25 protein-coding genes are annotated in these 23,281 nt (G+C 69.0%); 16 read left to right on the top strand and 9 right to left on the bottom strand.

Going from position 1 to position 23,281, the window contains the following annotated elements; genetic code table 11:
• Nucleotides 1–13: 13 nt before the first annotated feature.
• Together ABD732_RS17265 and ramB are read right to left on the bottom strand one after the other, a co-directional pair.
• Nucleotides 14–547 carry a carboxymuconolactone decarboxylase family protein gene (locus tag ABD732_RS17265; protein ID WP_344785777.1) on the bottom strand — a complete coding sequence of 178 codons (534 nt, stop codon included), beginning with the start codon at nucleotides 545–547 and terminating at the stop codon, nucleotides 14–16.
• 55 nt (nucleotides 548–602) lie between these two features.
• Nucleotides 603–2,027, bottom strand: a complete 1,425-nt coding sequence (gene ramB, locus ABD732_RS17260; protein ID WP_344785775.1) for an acetate metabolism transcriptional regulator RamB — start codon at nucleotides 2,025–2,027, stop codon at nucleotides 603–605.
• A gap of 38 nt (nucleotides 2,028–2,065) precedes the next feature.
• Here ramB and ABD732_RS17255 point away from each other — a divergent pair, with 38 nt between their 5' ends.
• The 4 genes from ABD732_RS17255 to ABD732_RS17240 all read left to right on the top strand — a co-directional run bounded on the left by ABD732_RS17255 (nucleotide 2,066) and on the right by ABD732_RS17240 (nucleotide 6,782).
• Complete coding sequence (locus ABD732_RS17255; protein ID WP_344785773.1) at nucleotides 2,066–2,806, top strand: hypothetical protein; 741 nt, start codon at nucleotides 2,066–2,068, stop codon at nucleotides 2,804–2,806.
• Nucleotides 2,807–3,158: 352 nt separating this feature from the next.
• Entirely contained in the window at nucleotides 3,159–4,454 is a 1,296-nt protein-coding gene (aceA, locus tag ABD732_RS17250) for an isocitrate lyase (RefSeq protein WP_344785771.1), read from the top strand.
• A 154-nt stretch (nucleotides 4,455–4,608) separates the two neighbouring features.
• Nucleotides 4,609–5,499, top strand: coding sequence for a 3-hydroxybutyryl-CoA dehydrogenase (locus ABD732_RS17245; protein WP_344785769.1), 891 nt, complete (start codon nucleotides 4,609–4,611; stop codon nucleotides 5,497–5,499).
• Nucleotides 5,500–6,053: 554 nt separating this feature from the next.
• Nucleotides 6,054–6,782: a heparin-binding hemagglutinin gene (locus ABD732_RS17240; protein ID WP_344785767.1), complete on the top strand. Its 729-nt coding sequence runs from the start codon at nucleotides 6,054–6,056 to the stop codon at nucleotides 6,780–6,782.
• Between the two features lie 100 nt (nucleotides 6,783–6,882).
• On the opposite strand, the gene ABD732_RS17235 is transcribed toward ABD732_RS17240, so the two are convergent.
• From ABD732_RS17235 to ABD732_RS17225, 3 genes are read right to left on the bottom strand one after another with little or no spacing between them, the layout of a single operon-like run.
• A complete protein-coding gene (locus tag ABD732_RS17235) occupies nucleotides 6,883–7,746 on the bottom strand; it encodes a polyphosphate kinase 2 family protein (protein ID WP_344785765.1) in 864 nt (287 codons plus the stop codon).
• Nucleotides 7,747–7,796: 50 nt separating this feature from the next.
• Complete coding sequence (locus ABD732_RS17230; protein ID WP_344785763.1) at nucleotides 7,797–8,585, bottom strand: SDR family NAD(P)-dependent oxidoreductase; 789 nt, start codon at nucleotides 8,583–8,585, stop codon at nucleotides 7,797–7,799.
• Nucleotides 8,582–9,364, bottom strand: a complete 783-nt coding sequence (locus tag ABD732_RS17225) for a TetR/AcrR family transcriptional regulator (RefSeq protein ID WP_344785761.1) — start codon at nucleotides 9,362–9,364, stop codon at nucleotides 8,582–8,584. Before ABD732_RS17225 ends, ABD732_RS17230 begins: the two co-directional genes overlap by 4 nt.
• A 22-nt stretch (nucleotides 9,365–9,386) precedes the next feature.
• On the opposite strand from ABD732_RS17225, the gene ABD732_RS17220 reads away from it, so the two are divergent.
• From ABD732_RS17220 to ABD732_RS17200, 5 genes are all read left to right on the top strand, one after another.
• Nucleotides 9,387–10,715: a DUF445 domain-containing protein gene (locus ABD732_RS17220; protein WP_425553084.1), complete on the top strand. Its 1,329-nt coding sequence runs from the start codon at nucleotides 9,387–9,389 to the stop codon at nucleotides 10,713–10,715.
• A gap of 155 nt (nucleotides 10,716–10,870) precedes the next feature.
• Nucleotides 10,871–11,341, top strand: a complete 471-nt coding sequence (locus ABD732_RS17215; RefSeq protein WP_344785857.1) for a helix-turn-helix domain-containing protein — start codon at nucleotides 10,871–10,873, stop codon at nucleotides 11,339–11,341.
• A gap of 47 nt (nucleotides 11,342–11,388) precedes the next feature.
• The gene (locus tag ABD732_RS17210; protein ID WP_344785757.1) at nucleotides 11,389–11,757 is read left to right on the top strand and encodes a DUF2516 family protein; all 369 of its coding nucleotides are present in this window, start codon (nucleotides 11,389–11,391) and stop codon (nucleotides 11,755–11,757) included.
• 16 nt (nucleotides 11,758–11,773) lie between these two features.
• Nucleotides 11,774–12,553, top strand: coding sequence for a MerR family transcriptional regulator (locus tag ABD732_RS17205; RefSeq protein ID WP_344785754.1), 780 nt, complete (start codon nucleotides 11,774–11,776; stop codon nucleotides 12,551–12,553).
• On the top strand, nucleotides 12,540–13,598 hold the full coding sequence (locus tag ABD732_RS17200) for an alpha/beta fold hydrolase (protein ID WP_344785752.1): 1,059 nt from the start codon (nucleotides 12,540–12,542) through the stop codon (nucleotides 13,596–13,598). The genes ABD732_RS17205 and ABD732_RS17200 overlap by 14 nt, the downstream gene beginning before the upstream one ends.
• 24 nt (nucleotides 13,599–13,622) lie before the next feature.
• On the opposite strand, the gene ABD732_RS17195 is transcribed toward ABD732_RS17200, so the two are convergent.
• Nucleotides 13,623–14,708 carry a UDP-N-acetylmuramate dehydrogenase gene (locus ABD732_RS17195; RefSeq protein ID WP_344785750.1) on the bottom strand — a complete coding sequence of 362 codons (1,086 nt, stop codon included), beginning with the start codon at nucleotides 14,706–14,708 and terminating at the stop codon, nucleotides 13,623–13,625.
• Between the two features lie 24 nt (nucleotides 14,709–14,732).
• On the opposite strand from ABD732_RS17195, the gene ABD732_RS17190 reads away from it, so the two are divergent.
• The 5 genes from ABD732_RS17190 (at nucleotide 14,733) to ABD732_RS17170 (ending at nucleotide 18,717) form a co-directional block, all read left to right on the top strand.
• The gene (locus ABD732_RS17190; RefSeq protein WP_344785748.1) at nucleotides 14,733–15,224 is read left to right on the top strand and encodes a DUF2505 domain-containing protein; all 492 of its coding nucleotides are present in this window, start codon (nucleotides 14,733–14,735) and stop codon (nucleotides 15,222–15,224) included.
• A gap of 62 nt (nucleotides 15,225–15,286) precedes the next feature.
• Nucleotides 15,287–15,799, top strand: coding sequence for a DUF2505 domain-containing protein (locus ABD732_RS17185; protein ID WP_344785746.1), 513 nt, complete (start codon nucleotides 15,287–15,289; stop codon nucleotides 15,797–15,799).
• Between the two features lie 63 nt (nucleotides 15,800–15,862).
• Nucleotides 15,863–16,681: a hypothetical protein gene (locus ABD732_RS17180; RefSeq protein WP_344785744.1), complete on the top strand. Its 819-nt coding sequence runs from the start codon at nucleotides 15,863–15,865 to the stop codon at nucleotides 16,679–16,681.
• Between the two features lie 53 nt (nucleotides 16,682–16,734).
• Nucleotides 16,735–17,550, top strand: a complete 816-nt coding sequence (locus ABD732_RS17175; protein WP_344785742.1) for a carbon-nitrogen hydrolase family protein — start codon at nucleotides 16,735–16,737, stop codon at nucleotides 17,548–17,550.
• 6 nt (nucleotides 17,551–17,556) lie between these two features.
• On the top strand, nucleotides 17,557–18,717 hold the full coding sequence (locus ABD732_RS17170; RefSeq protein ID WP_344785740.1) for an LmeA family phospholipid-binding protein: 1,161 nt from the start codon (nucleotides 17,557–17,559) through the stop codon (nucleotides 18,715–18,717).
• Nucleotides 18,718–18,727: 10 nt separating this feature from the next.
• Here ABD732_RS17170 and purU read toward each other — a convergent pair whose 3' ends face one another.
• Nucleotides 18,728–19,606, bottom strand: coding sequence for a formyltetrahydrofolate deformylase (gene purU / locus ABD732_RS17165; protein WP_344785855.1), 879 nt, complete (start codon nucleotides 19,604–19,606; stop codon nucleotides 18,728–18,730).
• Between the two features lie 51 nt (nucleotides 19,607–19,657).
• Between purU and deoC the strand changes: the two genes are divergently transcribed.
• A complete protein-coding gene (gene deoC / locus ABD732_RS17160; protein WP_344785738.1) occupies nucleotides 19,658–20,332 on the top strand; it encodes a deoxyribose-phosphate aldolase in 675 nt (224 codons plus the stop codon).
• A 13-nt stretch (nucleotides 20,333–20,345) separates the two neighbouring features.
• Here the strand turns inward: deoC and sigM are convergent, their stop codons facing one another.
• Nucleotides 20,346–20,912: an RNA polymerase sigma factor SigM gene (gene sigM / locus ABD732_RS17155; protein WP_344785736.1), complete on the bottom strand. Its 567-nt coding sequence runs from the start codon at nucleotides 20,910–20,912 to the stop codon at nucleotides 20,346–20,348.
• Nucleotides 20,913–21,244: 332 nt separating this feature from the next.
• A complete protein-coding gene (locus ABD732_RS17150; protein ID WP_344785734.1) occupies nucleotides 21,245–22,015 on the bottom strand; it encodes an SDR family oxidoreductase in 771 nt (256 codons plus the stop codon).
• Nucleotides 22,016–22,056: 41 nt separating this feature from the next.
• Here ABD732_RS17150 and ABD732_RS17145 point away from each other — a divergent pair, with 41 nt between their 5' ends.
• Nucleotides 22,057–23,202, top strand: coding sequence for an ROK family transcriptional regulator (locus ABD732_RS17145; RefSeq protein ID WP_344785732.1), 1,146 nt, complete (start codon nucleotides 22,057–22,059; stop codon nucleotides 23,200–23,202).
• The last annotated feature ends 79 nt before the right edge of the window (nucleotides 23,203–23,281 follow it).

The raw sequence follows: 23,281 nt of genomic DNA, 5'->3' as shown, positions 1-23,281 counted from the left end.
GTGATCGCCGCCTTCAGAACTCGTCGCGCTCGATGCGCAGCGTGGAGATGGTGGTGGCGAGCATGTCGTACTGGCCGACCAGCAGCACCAGGGCGATCGCCTTGCGTTCGGACAGGTGGCGGCGCAGCGCGGACCAGGTGTCGTCGGAGACGTCCCGCTCGCGCACCAGCTCGTCGGTGGCGCGCAGCAGTACCGCCTCGCGGTCGCCCCAGCCGGCGTCCGGGCCGTCGATGATCTGCTGGAACTGCTCCGGCGAGATCCCGGCCTTGGCCCCCAGTCGGCGGTGGTGGTCGAGTTCGTAGTCGCAGTTCCGCAGATGGGCGACCCGGATGATGATCATCTCGGTCTCGCGCCGGGACAGTTCCCCGAAGGGCATCATCCGGCTGGAGTAGTGCAGCCAGCCGCGGAACAGGCCTTTGCTGCGGCCCAGGGTCGCGAAGATGTGAGCGTTGTCGGTGCCGGTGGCCAGGGACATGGCCCGGACGATGGCCCAGTTGATCGGGCCCAGCTCACGCAGGTGGCCGGGGGTGATGCGGGGAGTGCTCATGACTCGACGGTAGCCGAAACGCTGTGGGATGGATCACCGTGCGGTGCGGCGGCGATCAGGCGTCCGAGCTCATGTACGGCGAGACGGTGCTGCGATGCTCGTCGATGGTGAGCGTGGTGCCCAGCGGTGGGAAGGCGCGCTGGGCGCAGTTGGGCCGGTCGCAGACACGGCAGCCGGCGCCGATCGGGGTCACCCGGGCCTGCGGGCCCAGTTCCAGACCGTCGGAGTAGATCACCCGTCCGGCCTGGCGCAGCTCGCAGCCCATGCCGATGGCGAAGGTCTTCGGCGACTGGCCGTAGCGGGCGGCGCGGCGCTCCACGGTCCGGGAGATCCAGAAGTACTCGCGGCCGTCGGGCATCTCGGTGATCTGGGTGAGGATCTTGCCGGGGGAGCCGAAGCTCTCGTAGACGTTCCACAGCGGGCAGGTGCCGCCGCTGGCCGAGAAGTGGAAGCTGGTCGCCGACTGGCGCTTGGACATGTTGCCGGCCCGGTCGATCCGGACGAAGGTCCACGGGACGCCGCGCAGGTTCGGTCGTTGCAAGGTGGACAACCGGTGGCAGATGGTCTCGTAGGAGACCGAGTAGAAGGCCGACAGCCGCTCGATGTCGTACCGGAAGTCCTCGGCGGCGCCGTGGAACTGCGCGTAGGGCAGCACCGCAGCCCCCGCGAAGTAGTTGGCCAGGCCCTGTCGTGCCAGGGCCACCGCGTCCTCGGTGGTGAAGGTCCCCTCGTTCACCAGTTCGTCGATCAGGTCGCCGAACTCCAGGTAGCCCAGTTCGGCGGCGATCCGGAAGGTGCGCTGACCGAGTGAGAGGGAGGCGGCGAAGTCGAGCTGTCGCGCGTCCCGGTCGAAGCGGTGCAGGACGTTGTCGCCCAGGTCGACGCGCCGGTTGATCCGGATGCCGTGCACCTCGGCCAGGCGGTCGGTCAGCCCCGTGCGGATGTCGACCGAGTGCATGCGCATCCGGGAGGTCAGCTCCTCGGCGGCCACGTCGAGCTCGTGGATGTAGTTGCGGCGGTTGTAGAAGTAGTGACGCACCTCCTCGTGGGGGGCGCTGATGGAACCGCGCAGCCCGGAATCGTTGCGCCCGGAGGTCACCGCCGCCAATTGCTCGGAGACCAGGCGGTACTGCCGGTGCAGGTTCACCATCGCCTCGGCGATGGTGCGGTGCCCGCTGACCATCGAGCTGATCTCGGCGGCCTCGGACGCCGACGGGTCGGACTCGAGGTCGTCGTCGAGCAACGCCTCGCGCAGCTCGGCGATCAGCCGGACGTCGTCCTGCGGATCGAAGAAGCCGATGTCGATGCCGAAGACCTCGCTGATCCGGCCCAGCACGGAGGCGGTGAGCGGCCGGGAGTCGTGCTCCATCTGGTTCAGGTACGACGCCGAAATGCCCAGCGTGCGTGCCATCGCCTGCTGCGACAGGCCGCGTTCGCCGCGCAGTTGCCTCAGTCGTGATCCCACGTAGGTCTTGCTCATCGGGAGTCCCCTCTGCCGGCGGCCGGTACGGTGACCGCGTGTCCATCATCGCGCCGCGACGACCGATCCTGTCTGTTCTGGCCCTGGCCGCCGGGGCGGCGACGCTGCTGAGCGCCTGCGGCACCGACGAGGCCGAGCGCCCGCTGACCGGACTGGTGATCCCCGCGGCGAGCATTCCCGGCGGCTACACCGTGGTCCCGGCCCAGGTGGACGACCTGGTGGCCGGCAACCGCGAGACCCTGGAGCAGGCATCCTCGGTGGAGTTCACCCCGGCGCAGTGCGCGCCGACCGCCGACGCCGCCTTCACCCCGCAGTTGACCGACACGAACACGGTCCTGCTGGTGGCGCAGTCCGAGGAGGCGACGCTCTCGGAAGTGGTGAGCACCGCCCGGCGGGACGTCGATGCCGACCGTCGCGCCACCACCGGGATGTGTCGGGTGGTGACCGCCGCGCCGAGCACCGGGTCGCTGGCCGGGGCCCGCATCGTCACCACCACCTCGGAGCTGCCCGCGCCCGGCGGAGACGCCGTGGAGCAGGCTCTGGTGGTCCGGTCCGACAGCGTCACCACGCTGGCCGGCGGAGGGGTCCGGGTGCGCAGTGCGCTGCTGTCCAATGTGCTGGTGCGCCGGCCCGGCGGCGAGATCGTCACGGTGCAGCTGAACGTCGGATCCTCCGATCCGAGCGTGCAGGCCGCCGCGCCGGAGCAGATCAGCCCGCCGATGCCCGAGGACGAGTACCTCGGGCTGGTCGACGAGGCCGTCCAGCGCGCCGCCGGCTGACCGGCGGCCCTGTGAGATCGCCCACGATCTCCGCGGTGGCCGAACCGTGCGGGCGCACCGAGGGCCTGGCGGGGCGGAACCGCAAGTTACTCGCGAGTTCGAGGTTTTCCCAGTACGCGCGTACTTTTTAGCGAGCTTGCGAATCCGAGGCACCCCTCAATCTTTGCAAGATTTGCAAAAGCTGACAAAAAGCTGGCCGGGGTTTGCAGTCGGCATCGTCTGGACCAGGGCATTTGCGTTGTGGCACTCTGAATCCAGGCAACGCCTCGAGGTGTCCTCTGATTCGCAAGTCGGAAGACCCCGGAATCAACAAGCACTGCCGCACAGGCAGTGGAGTAGAAAGCGAAGGCTTATGAGCAACGTCGGACAGCCCCGTACCGCCGCGGAGATCCAGAAGGATTGGGACACCAACCCGCGCTGGGCCGGTATCACCCGTGATTACACCGCCGAGCAGGTCGCCGCGCTCCAGGGCACCGTCGTCGAGGAGCAGACCCTCGCTCGTCGCGGCGCTGAGATCCTTTGGGACGCCGTCAGCAAGAAGGACGACAGCTACATCAACGCGCTGGGCGCCCTCACCGGCAACATGGCCGTGCAGCAGGTGCGCGCCGGCCTGAAGGCCATCTACCTCTCCGGTTGGCAGGTCGCCGGTGACGCGAACCTCTCGGGTCACACCTACCCGGACCAGTCGCTGTACCCGGCCAACTCGGTCCCGCAGGTCGTCCGCCGCATCAACAACGCCCTGCTGCGCGCCGACGAGATCGCCCGCGTCGAGGGCGACGATTCCGTCGACAACTGGCTGGTCCCGATCGTCGCCGACGGTGAGGCCGGCTTCGGTGGCGCGCTGAACGTCTACGAGCTCCAGAAGGCCATGATCGCCGCAGGCGTCGCCGGCTCGCACTGGGAGGACCAGCTCGCGTCGGAGAAGAAGTGCGGCCACCTCGGTGGCAAGGTGCTGATCCCGACCCAGCAGCACATCCGCACCCTGACCTCGGCTCGCCTGGCCGCCGACGTCGCCGACACCCCGACCGTGGTGATCGCCCGCACCGACGCCGAGGCTGCGACCCTGCTGACCTCGGACGTCGATGAGCGCGACCGCCCGTTCCTGGACGGCACCCGCACCGCCGAGGGCTTCTACGGCATCAAGAACGGTGTCGAGCCCTGCATCGCTCGTGCGAAGGCTTACGCGCCCTACTCCGACCTGATCTGGATGGAGACCGGTGTTCCGGACCTCGAGGTCGCCAAGCACTTCGCCGAGTCGGTCAAGGCTGACTTCCCGGACCAGCTGCTCGCCTACAACTGCAGCCCGTCCTTCAACTGGAAGGCTCACCTGGACGACGACACCATCGCGAAGTTCCAGCGCGAGCTGGGTGCGATGGGCTTCAAGTTCCAGTTCATCACCCTGGCCGGCTTCCACTCGCTCAACTACGGCATGTTCGACCTGGCTTACGGCTACGCCCGCAACGGCATGACCGCCTTCGTCGACCTGCAGGAGCGCGAGTTCAAGGCTGCCGAGGAGCGCGGCTTCACCGCCATCAAGCACCAGCGTGAGGTCGGTGCCGGCTACTTCGACCAGGTCGCCACCACGGTGGACCCGAACACCTCCACCGCAGCCCTGAAGGGCTCGACGGAAGAGGGCCAGTTCCACTAGGAACCAGCTCCTCTCGCTGAGAGGCAGACACCATGACGATCCCGGGGCAGGCAGAGAGATCCGCGCCTGCCCCGGGATCAGTGGTAACCGGACCCGTTCGGTGACCGCCGCGCCGCCGCCGGCACCCGGGTCCACGCAATCGCAGGAGCCAAGAATGACGACCGAAAAGATCTCGCGTGTCGGCGTGATCGGTGCCGGACAGATGGGCGCCGGAATCGCCGAGGTGTGCGCCCGGGCCGGCACGGAGGTGCTGGTCTACGAGCCCACCCGCGAACTGTCGGCGGCCGGTCGTGCCCGCATCCTGGGATCGCTCGATCGCGGGGTCTCCTCCGGCAAGCTCACCCAGCGTGAACGCGAGCAGGCCACCTGGCGGCTCCGCTTCACCGAAGACCTGAGCGACTTCGCCGACCGGGAACTGGTGGTCGAGGCCGTCGTCGAGGACGAGGAGATCAAGACCGCGATCTTCGCCGAACTCGATCAGGTCGTCACCGATCCCGGCGCCGTTCTGGCATCGAACACCGCTTCCATTCCGATCATGAAGCTGGGCATGGCGACGCAGAACGCCGGCCGGGTGATCGGCATGCACTTCTTCCATCCGGTACCGGTGCTGCCGCTGATGGAACTGGTCACCACCTTGATGACCGCCCCCGAGGTCTCCGATCGGGCCGAGGCCTTCGCGCACGACGTGCTGGGCAAGCAGGTGGTGCGGTCGGCCGACCGCTCCGGGTACGTGGTCAACGCGCTGCTGGTGCCGTACCTCCTGTCCGGAATCCGGATGGTCGAGAGCGGTTTCGCCACCGTCGAGGACATCGACAAGGCGATGGTGCTGGGCTGTGCGCACCCGATGGGCCCCCTCAAGCTGACCGACCTGGTGGGCCTGGACACGGTCAAGGCCATCGCCGACAAGATGTACGAGGAGTTCAAAGAGCCCCTCTACTCGCCGCCCCCGCTGCTGCTGCGCATGGTGGAGGCCGGGCGCCTCGGCAAGAAGGCCGGCCGCGGTTTCTACCGGTACGGCGCCAACGGCGTGAAGACCGCCTCCTGACCGGGTTCTCCCCGCGCTGATCGAGTCCGCTTCAATTCGTTGCTCGAGTCGGCTCCAGTTCGCCGTTCGAGTCGGCTCCAGTTCGCCGATCGAGCGCAGTCGAGATCATCCGGCAGAACAGCCGCACTCCGGCTGCCGCAGAGGGCGGCAACAAGAACACCTGATCGCGATCAACCGGCCGATAATCCTTCGCCATCCACCCATTATCCCAGGTCAAACCCCATAATCACGGGTGCCGCGCCGTCAAGAACGGGACCTCAAAACGAAACAGCCCGGAATGTCCCCCTGTTCCCGCCCAGGCGCCGCTCTTCGTCGAGGCGAGCCGAGTAGTCGGCATCGACCGAGTCTGATAGTTGACGCAGGAGCGTGAACTCAGAGAGTCGGCAAGCATAACCGCACATATCCTCGGCGTCGACCGGGTGAAATGGACCACAAGTGCTAGCACGTTGCTAGCTTTTGTTAGCACTTCGCTGCATAATCAAAGTGTCAATCAATCCGGATCCGGACTTGTGGGACCCCCCACAGGAGAGCGCGGATCGAACAAAGGAGCCGATATGAGCACCGCCGAACGCACCCTCCCCACTCCCGTCTACGCCGTCGTCGGCGCCGGTGACGTCGTGGTCCAGGAGGCCAAGGACGTCCTCGACCGTCTGCGGGACCGCGCCGAGAACGCGCAGACCCGTCTGGCCGAGACCCGCACCCGTCTCGCCGACCTGCCCTCCGAGGTGGACGTCGACGAGCTGAAGGCCAAGCTGACCGTCGACGAGATCAAGACCAAGCTCAACAAGGACGAGCTGCGCAAGGTCACCAAGCCGTACGTCGAGACCGCGACCGACTTCTACAACGACCTCGCCGAGCGCGGCCAGGGCGCCGTGGAGCGTCTGCGCACCCAGCCCGTCGTCCAGGAGAACCTGGATCGTGTGGGCAAGGTGTACAACGACGCCGTCGACCTGACCGAGGAGGCGCTGGGCGCCGTCTCGCACCAGACCCGCACCGTCGGTGAGCGCGCCGCGTCGCTGGCCGGTATCGCCGCCGACCGCGTCGAGGATGCCGCCGTGGACCTCGAAGAGGCCGGCAACAAGGTCAAGGCCGACGCCAAGACCGCCGCTCAGAAGATCGACGGCGCCGCCGGCACCGTCGAGGCCAAGGCCCGCACCGCCAAGAGCTCGCCGGCCAAGCGCATCGCCGCCGCCGAGGCTCCCGCCAAGGCCAAGAAGGCTCCGGCCCGCAAGGCTCCGGCCCGCAAGACCGCTGCCAAGGCTGCTCCGAAGACCGCCAAGTGATTCGGCTCGCCTGAACGGGCGAGACACGCACGGCAGAACCGGCCCCGCACCCGCAAGGGTGTGGGGCCGGTGTCGTTGTGCGGGTCAGTCGTTGTGCGGGTCAGTCCTCGAGCGCGGCGACGAGGCGCTGCTGCTCGGCCACGTTGAAATCGGCGGGCGGCCACTGCAGATCGAGTCCGTCCAGGGTGTCGCGCAGCAGTCGGGCGATCGCGAGCCGCGAGAACCACTTGCTGTCGGCCGGGATCACGTACCAGGGGGCGACGGCGGTGTCGGTCAGATCGAAGATGTCCTGGTAGGCCGCCAGGTAGGCGTCCCAGTGAGCGCGCTCTTCGATGTCGCTCGGATCGTACTTCCAGTACTTGTCCGGGCGGTCCAGACGCTTGGTCAGGCGCTTGGTCTGTTCGGCTTTGGAGACCACGAGCGCACACTTGATCACGGTGGTACCGGCGGCGACGAGTTCTCGTTCGAACTCGTTGATCAGGGCGTAGCGTCCGCGCCACTTCGCCTCCGGCACCAGGCCGTGCACGCGCACCGGGAGCACGTCCTCGTAGTGGGAGCGGTCGAAGATGCCGATCTTCCCGGCCGGTGGGAGGGCCGTGCGGATGCGCCAGAGGAAATCGTGCGCGAGTTCTTCGCGGGTGGGCTTTCCGAAGCCGCGGACGGTCAGGCCCTGCGGGTCCATCATTCCGCCGACATGCCGGACGATCCCGCCCTTGCCTGCAGTGTCCATGCCCTGGAGGACCAGCAGCACGCTGCGGCTGCCGCCGGAGCGGCCTTCGGCGAACAGTCGCTCCTGGAGATCGGACAGGTCGCGGCCGTACTCGGCGAGCAACTTCTCGCCGGTCTTGCGGTCGCCGTCGAAGCCGGGCTTGGACGCCGGGTCGAAGTCGGCGATCGGCCCCACCGTCGAGGCGCGGAGGGACTTCTCCGGATCGATGCTCCACGCGTCCTTCGTCTTGCCCATGGCTTCCCCTCTGCTGTGCGGTCGGTGCTGTGCGGTCGGGCAGGCCGGAGTCAGGCAGGCGGGAACAGCGGGCCGCCGCCGAACGGTCCGCGATGCGAAGCCGGCGCGGTGCCGTCGTCGTTGGCCAGTCCGTATTCGGCCCCGAGCTCGGCGGTCACCAGCGTGTGGCCGCTGCGGGCCGCCAGTTCCGGGTCGCGTGCCAGCCGGTCGATCACCCGGCCGATGAACGTGGGGTCCTCCGCCTCGGCGATCGGGAAGCCCGCGAACTCGGCGATCCCGGCCGACAGCAGCAGTTCGGTGCGCACCAGCCCGGGCCAGAGCGAGACTGCGCTGACCCCGGTGTCGCGCAGTTCATGGGCCATGTCGTAGGTCATCTTGTCCAGGCCGGCCTTGCTCATCCCGTACAGGACCGAGTGCAGGTGCCCGCGGGTGCCGAACGACGAGATCGACGTGATCAGACCCGAGCCGCGCGCGGTCATCATGCGGGCGGCGTGCACCGAAGCGACGTAGTGGGCTCGCAGCCCCACGGTGATGAGGGTGTCCCAGTCGTCGATCGGGCGCTCGTAGAACTTCTCGGTGAATCCGGCGAAGCCGCGCGGGGCCGCCCAGACATTGTTCACCAGCAGGTCCAGCCGCCCGACGGTGGAGGAGAGGCGATCGAAGACGGCGGCCACGGCCGCATCGTCGGTGTGATCGCAAGCGAGACTGGTGATTCCGTCCGGGCCGCTGCCGTGTCGGGAGGTGCCGAAGACCTGCCAGCCGGCGTCGCGCAGCGCCGTCGCGACGCCCTTGCCGACGCCCCGGCTGGTGCCGGTGACCAGGGCCACTGGTGCGGTCATGACCGATCCTGCCGCAGGATCTGGGGCACCGGCGGCGGGTTCGCCGCGAACCCGGCGGTGGAGCCGCGGGCCTGCATCACGCCCGCGACGCCGCCCCAGACGAGCATGGCCAGTTCGTCGACCAACCGGGCGGCGTCGATCCGCTGATCGTCCAGCCAGCGACAGACGGCCAGCTCCACACCGCCGACCATCATCAGGGCCCAGGTGGTGGCCCCGCCGGTCTCGGCGTTCCGGTCGATCAGGCGGCTGCGCACGGTGGATTCGATGGCGTCGGAGAAGACGCGCTGCGCCGCGGCGATCGTGCCCGGTCCGGAGTTCTCGGTGGCCACGCAGTAGTGGTACAGGTTCGGATCCTCGGCGACGGAGCGGACGTAGACGCCGATCACCGTGTGCACCAGTTCGTAGTCGCCGAGGTCTTCGGTCAGGGCCTCGGTCAACCGGGGCAGCACGGTGTTCTGGATGTAGGCCTCACTGACCGCGGACGCCAGATCGTTCTTGTCGGTGAAGTAGCGGTACAGCACGGTCTTGGAGATGCCGATGTGTCCGGCGATCTCGTCCATGCCCGCCTCCGGCCCGAGGGTGCGCACCGCGTCGATGGTGCCGTTGATCAACTCGGACCGGCGGGCCTCCTTGTGCCGAGCCCAGCGCTGCTTGCGGCCGTCGGAGGCCACCGCCTCCACGGCGGGCCCCAACAGACGCTGTTCCAGTTCACGGGTCAGCGTGGCGGCAGCATTGACCGCAGCGCGTGCAGCGCTGGCGGGACCCGGTGCAGTAGCCATCATCTAGCAACCCTAATCGCTCATGGGTGACACTGGTTTGATGTCGACCAGCTTCTCACCGACCACGTCCGCGCCGACGGCGCCGTCCGGGCTGACCGAGCCGGATACCGAGCGGGTCCGCAACCTCCGCAAGATGAAGTTGCTGGCGGTCTCGCTGCTGCTGGTGGCCGCGATGATCTACCTGTTCACGCGGTGGCTCGAACACCGCGACGGGCAGGACGTGGCCGCCTGGGTCGGCTACGTGCGCGCCGCCGCCGAGGCCGGCATGGTCGGTGCGCTGGCAGACTGGTTCGCGGTCACCGCGCTGTTCAAACATCCTCTGGGAATTCCGATTCCGCACACCGCGCTGATTCCTCGGAAGAAGGACGAGATCGGCGAGCAGCTCGGCGGATTCATCGAAGAGAACTTCATGACCCCCGAAGTGATCGAGGAGCGGGCGATCTCGGTGGACCTGCCCGGCCGCGTCTCGAACTGGCTGGCCGATCCGGCCCACGCCGACCGGGTGAACGCCGAGGCCTCGCGGGCCATCGCACTGCTGGCCGAGATGCTCGGCGACGAGGACATCGAGAAGTTCATCCAGGCATGCCTCAAATGGGCGGCCGAGCCGATGTGGGCGCCGCCGGCCGGGCGGATCCTCGAGCAGTTGGTCGACGAGGATCGGCTGGAGCCGGTGATCCAGCTCCTCTGCGACCGCGCGCACGACTGGGCGCTGGGCAGCCAGGACCTCATCGATCGCGTGGTCGACCGGGACGGGCCGGCATGGACGCCGCGGTTCGTCAACAATCTGGTCGGCGACAAGATCTACCGCGAGCTCACCGAGTTCACCTACAAGGTGCGCGACGATCCGCAGCACGAGTTGCGGCTGGCGATGAACGAGTTCGTCCGCACGTTCTCCGACGATCTGCAGAACGACGAGGCGATGATCGCCAAGTTCGAGGAGATCAAGAAGGAGCTCCTCGGCCGCGACGAGGTGACCGGTGCGGCATCGACGGCCTGGCAGGCGGGCAAGGCGGTGATCGAGCAGATGCTCGAAGACCCGCAGTCCACCCTGCGCACCTCACTGTCGGAGGGGGCGATCCGGCTTGCCGTCCGGATCCGTGACGACCAGCCGCTGCAGGACAAGATGAACACCTGGGTGGCGCGGGCCGCCCGGCACGTGGCCGAGAACTACTCCACCGAGATCATCTCCGTCATCACCGACACCGTCCGCGGCTGGGATGCGGCGGAGACCAGCCGCAAGCTGGAGCTGCAGGTGGGACGCGACCTGCAATTCATTCGCATCAACGGCACCGTCGTCGGTTCTCTCGCCGGTCTCGCGATCTACACCGTCTCGGTGCTGCTGTTCCATTGATCTCATTCCCCGGCCGCGCTTGCATTTGTTAGCGCCGGTTCGGGATACTCGGTGGTGAGAGGATGGCAGCGGTGAGTAGCAACGAAAACGGGCAGGTCGTGACACCTTCGGAAGAGGGCGCCGGCGACGGCGAGCACTCGGGTCCGGTCGATGTGATGGCCACCGCGGCTCAGGACATCGGGGGCTTCATCCGCACCCAGCGCATGGCGGCCAAGGTCTCGCTGCGCCAGCTCGCCGAACGTGCCGGAGTCAGCAATCCGTACCTGTCGCAGATCGAGCGCGGCCTGCGCAAGCCGTCCGCGGACGTGCTCGCCCAGATCGCCAAGGGACTGCGCGTCTCGGCCGAGGTGCTGTACGTCCGCGCCGGCATCCTGGAGGAGCGCCCGGCCAGTCCGGTGCGCGACGCGCTCCTGGTCGACACCTCGATCAGCGAGCGCCAGAAGCAGATGCTCCTGGAGATCTACGATTCCTTCCGCAACGAGAACGCCGCCCAGCTCGCGATCGACGCCGCCGAGGCGAGCGCCGGCGAGACCGGTGCCGCCGCGATGACGGCCGCCGAGGCGAGTGCGGCTCAGCTGCTCCCCGAGACCACGTCGGCCCCCGGGCAGACTCCGACCGCGGACTGAGAGCGGCGGTCGATGAGCCGGAGCGGCACGCGGTTAGAGTGGTTCTCGTGACTGTTGGCTGGGTCGTGAACCTGTTCATCTTCTACCTGATGCTCGTCGTCACCGGTGTGACGCTGATCGGCGGTGCGGCGGCGCTGGTGCATGCCATCGCCACCCGGCCCGACGCCTTTCCGGCGGTCGACACCAAGAGCAAGGGGTTCTGGGTGGCGATCCTGGCGGTCTCGACCGTGGTCGCCGGGTTGCTGGGGGTGCTCCGGCTGCTGTCGCTGCCGGTGATCGCCTCGGGACAGGTGCTCACTTCGTTCACCGGACTGCTGTTCCTGGCGGCGGTGATCGGCATCTGCGTCTACCTGGCCGAGGTGCGCCCGCGCGTCGACGACATTCAGGGCCGGTCCTGGTTCCGGAAGGCCGCGTGAACGGCGGGATCGGTCGGTGACCGAATACCGCATCGCCGAACTCGCGGAGGCCTCGGGAATCAGCGTCCGCAACATCCGCGTCTACCAGGACCGCGGACTGCTGCCTCCGCCCGAGGTCCGCGGCCGCACCGGCTGGTACTCCGAAGAACACCTGGTGCGCCTGAATCTGATCTCGAGGCTGCTCGAACGCGGCTACACCTTCGCCACCATCAGTGAACTGCTGATCGCCGCCAGCCACGGCATGAAGGTGGAACACGTGCTGCGCGACAAACCGCGACCCGGCCGGCTGCGGAGCTGGAAGCGCGCGGCGACCATCACCATCACCGAGCTGCGCAAGACTCTCGGGGCCAGCGACTGGAGCATCGGAGTGAGTCAGAAGCTCGGGCTCCTGGTCAAAGACGGCACCAACTTCGCCGTCCGCAACCCCGAACTGCTCGAAGGCGCCGAGGTGCTGGTCAAGGGTGGGATCGACATCGATACGCTGCTCGACCGGTGGCTGCGCGTGGAATCGGATCTGGCCGACGTCGCGGCCAGCTTCGTCGCGATCATCACCGACAAGTACTTCGACGAGAATCTGCCGAACCTCAGCGAGAAGTCGGTCTCCGAACTGGCCGAGCTGATCCAGACGGTGCGCCCGATGGCGCACGACATCGTCGAGACCGCCTTCGGGAAGGCCCTGGACGCGGAGATCTCCAAGGCCATCGGCGAGGCGAACAAGTATTACGACGGTGGCGAGGCCCTCGGGGGCCTCGCCGTAGAGGAATCCGAAGAGGGGACATCCGATGGGCTGGCCTGAACGACGGCGCCGCGCGGCGTGGATCGGGGCCGGCGCGGCCGCCCTGGTGGCGGGCGGTGTCGCGACCACACTCGGCGGCATCGTGCTGGCGGCGCGCCAGTTCCCGGACCCGGTCGACGACGGTCCCGACCCCCTGCTGACCGACCCGAGTGACACTCGGTCGTCCGTGGTGGCCACCGCCGACGGCACTCTGCTGCACGTGGAGACCTCGCTGGATCTGGACGAGTACCCCGGCGACGAGGTGGTGGTGCTGGTCCACGGCTGGACGTGCAGCACCCGGTTCTGGAATGCGCAGATGAATCATCTCGCCGGCGACCGCCCGTTCATCGCCTACGACCACCGCGGCCACGGCCTGTCCGAGATGGGCAAGGCCAAGGTGACCGTCGAGATGCTGGGCCAGGACCTCGAAGCCGTCCTGGCGTCGGTACTGCCCGAGGGCAAGCGTGCGGTCCTGGTCGGCCACAGCATGGGTGGGATGGCGATCTTGTCGTGGGCGGCGCAGTTCCCGTCCGCGGTCACCGAGCGCGCGGCGGCGGCGATCCTGGTGTCGACCACCCCGCGGGAGGTGGTTCAGCAGCAGCTGCTGACCCCGGCGAACCTCCCGGCGTACACCCGCGTGGTGCGGCCGCTGGTGGCGCGGTCCTTCGTCTCGACACCGATGCCCTTGCCGAGTAACAAGCTGACCAGCAGGCTCACGCATTACATGGCGCTCGGCCCCGGAGCGCGGGCCGCGCACGTCGACTTCAGCGACGAGATGATCTCGCGCGGGTCCCCGAAGTCCCGGGCGGCCTGGGGGTCGGCGCTCTACCGGCTGAACGTGGTGGCCGGCCTCGAGGCGCTGTCGGTCCCGACCGCCGTGGTGGTGGGCAGCGACGACCTGCTGACGCCGCCGGTGCACGCCGACTTCATGGCCGAGGCGCTCGACCGCAACGGCGTGCTGCTCGAGTACAGCACCTATCCGGGTGCCGGGCACATGGTGCCGATCGAGCGGGCCCCGGAGTTCAATCAGCTGATCGACGACGTCCTGGCCGCGCTCACCTCCTGAGTCCCACCACCGACGCGGGCGACCTCAGCCCAGTTCGCAGCCGACGAAGACCGGCTCGGGGTGCAGCGTGACCCCGAAGGCCTCGCGGACCCCGTCGCGCACCGTCGTCGCCAGGGCGAGGAGTTCGGCGGTGGTCGCCGCGCCCCGATTGGTCAGTGCGAGAGTGTGTTTGGTGGACAACCGGGCCGGCGCTTCTTCGCCCGGGTAGCCGCGGGTGAACCCGGCCCGTTCGATCAGCCAGCCCGCGGACAGCTTCACGCCGCCGTCGGCGGGGAACTGCGGGACCGTCGTCTCGGCGCCCACCCGCGCGGCGATCCGGTCCAGCACGCCCGGCAGGTCGGTCTCGCCGACGATCGGGTTGGTGAAGAAGCTGCCGGCGCTCCAGGTGTCGTGGTCGCCGGCGTCGAGCACCATGCCCTTGCCGCGCCGGAGGGCGAGCACCCGTTCGCGCGCGGCGGCGGCGTCGGTGCTTTCGCCTTCGGCGACGCCGAGCTCGCGGGCCAGTTCCCGGTAGCGGATGGGCGCCGAACGGCCGTCGGGCTTGAGCCAGAAGGAGACGCTCAGGACCACATGGTCGTCGCGGCCCTTGAGTCGGCTGGTTCGGTAGGCCAGTCGGAGCCATTCCGGGGCCACCTCGGTCACCTCACCGTTCGCCCGGTCCAGGAGCCGGACGCTGCGCAGCATGTCGGCCACTTCCACGCCGTAGGCCCCGACGTTCTGCACCGGCGTGGTGCCCGCGGCGCCGGGGATTCCGGACAGGCATTCCAGGCCGCCGTAGCCTTGTTCGACGGTGGCGGCGACCAGGGCATCCCAGTCGGTGCCGGCTTCGGCCTCGACATACGGTGCGGTCTCGCCGTCGCGCAGGTCCGTGCCGAATTCGATCCCGGCGCCCTCGATCAGCACCGCGGTGCCGTCGAAGCCGTCGTCGCTGATCACCAGGTTGGAGCCACCGCCGATCAGCAGGATCGGCTCGCCGGCACGGTCGCTGTCGACCACCGCGTCGATCAGCGCCGCGGTGTCCGGGCAGCGGCGTACGGCGCGTGCCGGACCGCCCAGGCGCAGGGTGGTGAACTCGGCCAGACGGGGGCCGATCGGATGCGGAATGCTCACCCGGCTAACGGTAGCCTGAGCACCATGGCGAGCAACTTCGAGTATTCGGTCAGCTACCCGTTCGGCGTGGCGGCACTGTGGCCGCTGTTCAGCAGTGAGCAGTACTGGCGCGACCTGATCGAGGCGACCAACGCCGAGCACGGCAGTCTGGTGTCGTTCAGCCACGACGGCAACAAGGTGACGGTCGCCACCAAGCAGGGCGTCGGCGCGGAGGAGCTGCCGTCGGTGGTCACCGCGGTGCGCCCCGGCGACGTGGAGATCCCGCGCACCATCGACTTCGTCAACGCCGGCGACCAGATCATCGGCCAGATGGAGGCCTCGGTCTCCGGTGCCCCGGCAAAGATCCACGGCGACATCACCATCGGCGGCGATCCGGCCCGGGCGGAGTATCACGGCAACTGCGAGGTCGGCATCCCGTTCGTCGGCAGCAAGATCGAACGGGCCGTGATCGACCAGGTGAAGCACCTTCTGGACGCCGAGCGGGACGCGACGATCGAGATCGCACAGCGCGGCTGACCGCCCGCGCCGGCGGAGCGGGGATTTTCGTCTCCGGCGCTCGCTCGTTACTCTCAATCCCCATGGCACGACGGCTCAGCTATTCAGCGCGCTTCGACTTCTCCGCGGAGAAGCTCCACGAGGCGCAGATGGAACGGCAGTACTGGCAGGATCTTGCCGACGGCTTCCGCATGTTGACCCCGATCTCCGAACTCGACGAGTTCTCCTCGGGCCCCGACGGCATGCGAGTGGTCCTCAAGCAGGCCATCACCCGGGACATGCTGCCGCCCGTGGCGCAGACGGTGATGATGAAGGACATGATGATCACCCGGGTGGAGACGCTCGGCTCCTACCACCCGGAAGAGACGCCGGGGACTTACACCGCGTCGATTCCGGCCGGCCCGGGCAGCCTGACGGGCGAGCAGGTCCTGTTCCCGACCGAGACCGGTTGCACGCTCCGCAAGACCACCGAGGTGAAGGTCTACATCCCGTTCGTGAACGCGAAACTCGAGCAGCTGATGCTGATCAACCTGGTCGATCTGTTCCGGGCCGAGGCTGAATACTCCCAGTTCTGGGTCGGCAAGCACCTGGTCTGACCACGGGCGACGCCGGTCCTCCGAACGGCCGACAGTGCGACCTGCGCAGCTACGATGGCGCACATGACGACGCCTGGTGGGTCCGGAAAGGACCGCGACGAGGACGGGCAGCCGCCGTCCCTGGCTTACAGCGCCGAGCCGGCCCGGCCCGGCCCGGGGCAGCCGCAGCACACGTCTCCCTACCCGGGAGCCCAATACCCGAGCGGCCAGTACCCCAGTGCCCAGTATCCCGGTGCGCAGTATCCGGGCGGCCAGTATTACGACCCCCAATACCCGGGTGGCCAGTACCCGGGTGGCCAGTACCCGCCACCGCCGCCTCCGTCGTCCTCGTCGAGGACGGTGCAGATCGTGCTCAGCGTGGTCATCATCGCCCTGCTGGCCGCCGGCGGGGTAGTTGCCTGGCAGTGGGTGAAGGGCGGCGACGGTGCCGATCAGGCCGATTCGCCGCCGGCGACGCAGACCGACGTCACCACCACCACGACGACGACCACCACGCCGGCCGCGCTGGGAGACCAGCTCCGCGAGCAGGCACAGCAGGACCGCACCGAAGTGATGGGCGGGTCGAACGGGCGCTGGGCCGTCCAGCTCAGCTCCAAGCACGAAGGGCTGGTGGCCGAGGGGCGCACCTGGACCGAGGCCGACATCCTGGCCGAACACCAGCATCTGCGGTCGCGATACGGCCAGACCCGCCTGCTGTGGAGCACGGACTGGCCGGTCTTCAGCTACGACGGCTGGTGGGTGACGGTGGTGACGGGCGACTTCGCGAGCCCCGAACAAGCGAACGCCTGGTGCCGCAAGGAGGGCTTCGACCGCGACCACTGCTTCGCCAAGCTCCTCCGGACCACTGGCGGCCCCGAGGGCACCACGGTCTACTGGAGGTAGTTCCGAGGCCGGCGATAGGGTCGGCGGAGTTCCGGACGAGTGGAGGTACGACGATGCGGATCGCGCTGGCGCAATGCAGTTCCGGGACCGACCCGGCCGAGAACCTGCGGCTGGTCGGCGAACTGACCCGGGAGGCCGCTGCTGCTGGGGCCGAGCTCGTCGTCTTTCCGGAGGCGATGATGTGCCGGTTCGGGGTGCCGCTGGGCGACGTCGCCGAGCCCCTCGACGGGCCGTGGGCGCGCCGGGTCGCCGAAATCGCCGAGGAGACTGGAACCGCGGTGATCGCGGGAATGTTCACCCCGTCCGGCGACGGCCGGGTGCGCAACACGCTGGTGATCGCGGTGCCCGGCGCACCGATGCGCGGCTACCACAAGATCCACCTGTACGACGCCTTCGGCTTCGCCGAGTCGGCGACCGTGGCACCCGGCGACGAGCCGGTGGTGGTGGAGATCGCCGGGCATCGCGTCGGCGTCGCCACCTGCTATGACATCCGGTTTCCGGCCTTGTTCACCGAGTTGGCGGGCCGGGGCGCCGAGTTGATCGTGGTACCCGCGTCGTGGGGTGCGGGCCCGGGCAAGCGGGAGCAGTGGCAACTTCTCGCGTCGGCCCGCGCACTCGACAGCGCCACCTTCGTGGCGGCGGTGGGACAGGCGGAACCGGACGATCCCCGGGTGCGAGAATCTAAGGCTCCCACGGGTATCGGGTACAGCCGAATCTCAGATCCCTTCGGTAGCGTGGTCGCCGACCACGGCTCCGGGCAGCAGCTGGGAGTTCACGACATCGACCTGTCGGTGGTCGGGAAGGCGCGTGAAGCGTCCGCCGTGCTGGCCAACCAGCGCGACATCCCCCGATCCGGCCCGAACGAGTAGAGGCGCATGAGCGACGAGGAGAACCCGGACAACGGCGGCACCCCCGACCCCGCACCCGACCCTGCGTCCGACTCGGCCGCCGATCCCACTCCGGGCGCGGACGCGGAATCGGCCCCGGAGCCGGCGACGCCCGCGGACGGCGCACTGCCCGAGGTGCCCGGCGAGACGCCTGCTCCCGACTCTTCCGCGCCCGGGACTCCCCTCCCTGAGGCGCCGTCCCCCGAGGCGGCGTCCGACGAGGCCGCTGCGTCCGACGACGAGCCGACCACGGATTCCCTGCCGCAGGTGCCCGCGCCGAGTGTCGACGGGCCGCTCACCGTGCCGGTGACCCGGCAGCTGCCCGCCGACGACGGCTTCGCCTCCGTGGACCCGATGCCCGGCGAGAGCCCGCCGCCGTCGGAGCAGACTCCGGTGGTGCGCACCAGCCCCCGCCGCCGCGGCACGTGGCGGACGGTCGCACTGATCTCCGCCGCGGTGGTGCTGCTGGTGGTGATCGCGGGCGTGGGCACCGAGCTGTATCTGCGTAATCGCGTGACCAGCTGTCTGGAAACGGCGTTCGGTGATCTGACCGGCACCTCGACCAGCGTCTCGGTGCCGCGTGGTCCGATGCTGGGCGCATGGATCACCGGTGAGGTGGCCTGGGTGCAGGTGGACACCAACGACTCCGCGTCGAGCTCGGCCATGCGGCTGCATGCGCGCGCCGACGAGGTGAGCCGTGACGGCCGCTCCGCACAGAGCCTGCGGGGTACCGCGTACGTCCCGTACGACCGCGTCAGAGAACTCGCCGGCCAGGAGGGGAACGACGGCGCCCAGATCGAGTCGATCACCGGCAACGGTGCCGACGGCACCCTCACCGTCGAGTCCAGCTATCGCGTGGCCTTCCTGTCGGTGCCGGCGACCGTCGTCGTCACCCCGGCCGTCGAGGACGGCCGGGTGGTGTTCCGTGTGGACGAGGCCAAGGCCTTCGGGATCGGCCTGCCCAACGACTTCGCCCAGCAACTGGTGGACCAGGTGGCCGAGGCGATGCTCGGCCCGATGTTCTCGGAGATCTCAGTGGACTCACTGGAAGTGTCCGATCAGGGGATCGACTTCGCCTTCGCCGGGCAGGACGTGAACCTGCAGGCGGCCTCGCAGGTCAGCGGCACCGGCGGTCAGTGCGGCGCCTGAGCCGGGCGGCTCAGGCGAAGACGACGGTCTTGCGGCCGTGCACCAGTACCCGGTCCTCCAGGTGCCAGCGCACCCCGCGGGACAGGACCAGCGTCTCGATGTCGCGGCCCTGCCGCACCATGTCGGCCGGCCGCTGCTCGTGATTGATCCGGCCCACGTCCTGCTCGATGATCGGGCCGGCATCCAGGTCGGCGGTGACGTAGTGGCACGTCGCCCCGATCAGCTTCACGCCCCGGTCGAAGGCCTGATGGTACGGGCGGGCGCCGACGAAGCTCGGCAGGAAGCTGTGGTGGATGTTGATGGCACGACCGGCCCACGCCTCGCACAGCTCGGCCGGCAGGATCTGCATGAACCGGGCCAGGACGATCGCGTCGGGGGAGTGGGCGTCGACGATCTCGCGCACCTGCGCGAACGCGGCGACCTTGCCCTCGGGATCGCCGGCCGGGAACGGTACGTGGTGGAACGGGACGCCGAACCGGGTGGTCAGCGATTCCAGGTCCCGGTGGTTGCCCACCACCGCGCGAATCCGCGCGGGCAGCTCGCCTCGCTCGGCCCGCGACAGCAGATCGGTGAGGCAGTGACTGTCCTTGCTCACCAGCAGCACCACCGACTTGGGTTCGCCGGTGTCGGTGAGCCGCCACTCGGTCTCCGGGCCGAGCTCGGCGGCGACGGCGGCGAAGCGGGCGCGGATCTCGTCGACGGGCATCTCGACCGAGGCGGCGGCCACCGCCTGCCGGGTGAAGAACCAGCCCGACGTCTGGTCGGAGTGGTAGGCGGCCTCGGTGATCCAGCCGCCGATGTCGGAGATGAACCCCGAGATCGCGGCGACGATGCCGGTGCGGTCCGGGCAGCCCAGGGTCAAGACGAAACTGCGCCCGTCGTCGGGCATGCGGGAGGTGTCGGCAACGTTCACGCGGTCCAGTGTGCCAAGCTCGTTGTCGTGACTGAAACCAACCTGCGCCGGGCCGAGGTCGCGGCCATCGTCGACCACACACTGCTCAAGCCGGAGGCCACCCGGGCCGACGCCGAAGCGGCGGTCGCGCAGGCGAGCAGGCTCGGCACGTACGCGGTGTGCCTGTCGCCGTCGTTCCTGCCGATCGACACCGGCGACCAGAAGACGTGCGTGGTGGTCGGGTTCCCGTCCGGCAAGCACCATTCGCTGGTCAAGGCGGCAGAGGCGCGACTGGCGGTGGACTCCGGGGCCGACGAGGTCGACATGGTGATCGACGTGGGCGCCGCCGTCGACGGCCGGTACGAGGAGATCTTCGCCGACGTCATCACCGTCCGGGAGGGCGCCGCCGACGCGGTGCTGAAGGTGATCGTCGAGTCGGCGGTGCTGCTGGAGACGATCGGCGCCGAGGGGCTGGCCGAGGTGTGCCGTCAGGCGGTCGCGGGCGGTGCCGACTTCGTGAAGACCTCGACCGGATTCCATCCGGCCGGCGGGGCGAGCGTGGAAGCGGTGCGGGTGATGTCCGAGGCGGTCGGCGGCAAGGCCGGAGTCAAGGCCAGCGGCGGTATCCGGGACGCGCAGTTCGCGGCCGAGCTGATCGGTGCGGGCGCCACGCGGCTGGGCCTGTCGGGCACCGAGGCAGTGCTGGCGGGCTTCCCGGAGTAGTCGCGCCCGGGCCTCAATCGTCGTCACGCAGGTGGCCCAGGACCAGGGCCAGCTTCAGCCGCCCGCGTGCGCAGCGGCTCTTCACGGTGCCCGGCGCGATGCCGAGCAGCTCGGCGGTCTCGTCCACGGAGCGGCCCTCGAAGTCGACGGCGATGATCGCATCCCGCTGACCGGCCGGCAGCACGTCCAGGGCGCGGCCGATCGACAGCCGGAGGTCGATGTTGTCGGTGAAGTCGGCCTCGGACCGGTCGGGGAGAGTGTCGTCGCGCTCGGGGAGCGGACTCGTGTCGTGGTGCCGGCGCCGCCGGATCCGGTCGAAACCGGAGTTCACCACGATCCGGTGCATCCAGCACAGCACCGACGCGTCGGCCCGGAACCGTGCGGCCGTACGGATGATGCTCACGTACGCCTCCTGCAGGGCGTCGGCTGCGTCATCGAGGTCGCCGGTGGTCCGCAGAGCCACCGCCCAGAGATACTTCTGATGCCTGTCGAACAGCTCGCCGAAGGCTTCGCCGTCGCCCCGTGCCCCCGCACGCAGCAAGTCGGCATCGCTCACCGCTTCCAAGATCCCCCGAGTCATGCGAGTGACTGTAAACGTACGACCGGGCCTGATTCAGGCGTTTCTAGAAGGGTTGTGGATACGGCTTTTCCGTGTGCATCCAACCGTTGACAGAACGGACCGCGTGGTCTGTGACCAGCGTGAACACTCGGGTGTGCGCTGTCTCAGCACTGCCCCGACGGACGCGTCGTGTGGCTGGGCGCCCCCGATCGCGCCACCGGCTGACACCTGCCGCGGATTTTGGCTCTTTGACCGACCATGACGGTCGGTTCAAGCACCAAGATCGCAGCGGCTACTGCCAGACCAGGTGCTTAGTGCTCGGAGCCAGGCGGCAGTTCAAAAGTCTGCGGGTCCTATCCGGTGCGGATGTTGCGGCGGGCGTCGACCTGATCGCGGGGCTTGATGACGATCTGATCCAGGTTCACATGCGGCGGCCGGGAGGCCGCGAAGGCGATCACATCGGCGACGTCGTCGGCGGTCAGCGGGGTGAGTCCGTCGTAGACCTTCTCGGCGCGTTCGGCGTCGCCCTCGAAACGCACCAGGGAGAACTCGGTCTCCACCATGCCCGGGCAGACCTCGGTGAGCCGCACCGGCTTTCCGAGCAGTTCCGGGCGCAGGGTGCGGTGCAGAACGCCCTGTGCGTGCTTGGCAGAGGTGTAACCGCCGCCGTTGTCGTAGGTGTCCAGCGCGGCGATGGAGGTCACGGTGACGATGAGCCCGTCGCCGGAGGCGATGAGCGCGGGCAGCAGGGCCTTGGTGATACGCAGGGTGCCGACCACGTTGGTCTCCCACATCCAGCGCCAGTCGTCCAGATTGGCCTCGGCGATCGGCGCCAGACCTTTGGCGCCGCCGGCGTTGTTCACCAGGACGTGCACCGTGTCGAGGGTGGCGGCGAAGCGTTCCACCGAGGCGGGATCGGTGACGTCGAGATACATTGCGCGGCCGCCGATCTCGTCGGCGAGTGCGTCGATGCGGTCGGTGCGCCGGGCGCCGACGACCACGAAATAGCCGTCGCGCGCCAGGGCGCGCGCCGTCGCCGCGCCGATACCAGAGCTGGCACCGGTCACCACCGCCACCCGTCGTGCCTGCCCACCTGCCGTGTCCGTGCTCTCCGAGATCGTCATGGCGCCCAGTCTAGGCGCCTGCGGCTGCTAGATTCGACGCCATGACCGGCACCGGAGTGGCTGCGGCGAGACTGCGCGTGGGTACGGCGCCGGCCAGCCTGGTGCTCAACGCGATCCGCATCGGCGGACCCTCCATGCGGGACCAGATCACCGCCCGGACCGGCCTGTCCGCGGCGACGGTCAACCGCCAGATCACCGCGCTGGTCGCCGCCGGAATGGTCGACGAGCGACCCGAGCTCCTCGACGGCCGCGGCGTCGGCCGCCCCAAGATCCCGATCACCCTCGACCGGGATCGCTTCTGCGTGGCCGGCATGCACATCGGCGCGCGGCGGACCGCTCTGGTGATCGCCGACCTGGGCGGGCGGACGCTGTACAGCCACGCCATCGCGACCCAGGAGCTGTCCGGGGTGAACGCGCCGAATGCGGTCGATCGGCTGTGCGGGCAACTGGCCGAACTCACGGCGCGATTCTCCGGCCGCCGTCTCCTGTGGGCGGGCGCCGCGCTCGGTGGTGCGGTCGACGCCGACACCGGCGTCGTCGACCACCCGATCCTGCGCTGGCGCGGCGAGCCGCTGGGGCAGCGGTTGACCGAGGCGCTGGGGGTGCCGGTGTCGGTGGCCGAGCACGTGCAGGCGATGGCTGCCGCAGAGCTGCTGCTGGGCGGGGAGGTGGTGCCGCACGGCGCCGCCCTGTTCTTCTATGCGCGGGAGACCGTCGGCATGGCGGTGATCGTCGAGGACGAGGTCTATCAGCCCACCCGCGGCGCTGGGTCCATCGCGAGTCTGCCGGTGCAACCGGGGCCGCTCGACACCGAGGCAGTGGCGCCGCTGCAGTCGGTGGTCGGCACCGCGGCACTCAAGGCCGCGGCCGCCCGGCTCGGGACCGGCGATGACGCCACCGTTCTCGCCGACGCACGCGCTCGGGTGCTGGGTGAGGCGGTCGCGATGATGCGCGACGTGATCAACCCCGATTCGGTGATCGTGGCCGGGGACGCCTTCTCTGCGCACCCCCGTGGCCTGGCCCCGGTGCAAGCGGCCTTCGATGCGGTCAGTACGACGCCGTGGCCACTGGAGATCACTCCGACGCGTTTCGGCGCGCACGTGCCGGAGATGGCTCCGATCGCGGTCGCACTCTCGGCCGTTTACGTCGATCCGCTGGCCGTCGCCGGCGAGTTGTCGTCGCGCTGAAACTGCTTCGAAAAAACTTCGCTCGAACACTTGTGCCCATGGATCGATGCCTGTACATTGAGATTAGGGAACACTTGAT

The sequence above is a fragment of the Gordonia caeni genome (assembly GCF_039537105.1).
Taxonomy (GTDB): Bacteria; Actinomycetota; Actinomycetes; order Mycobacteriales; family Mycobacteriaceae; genus Gordonia; species Gordonia caeni.
Note: the sequence above shows the minus strand (reverse complement) of the source record. Positions and strands in the feature narration are given on the sequence as shown.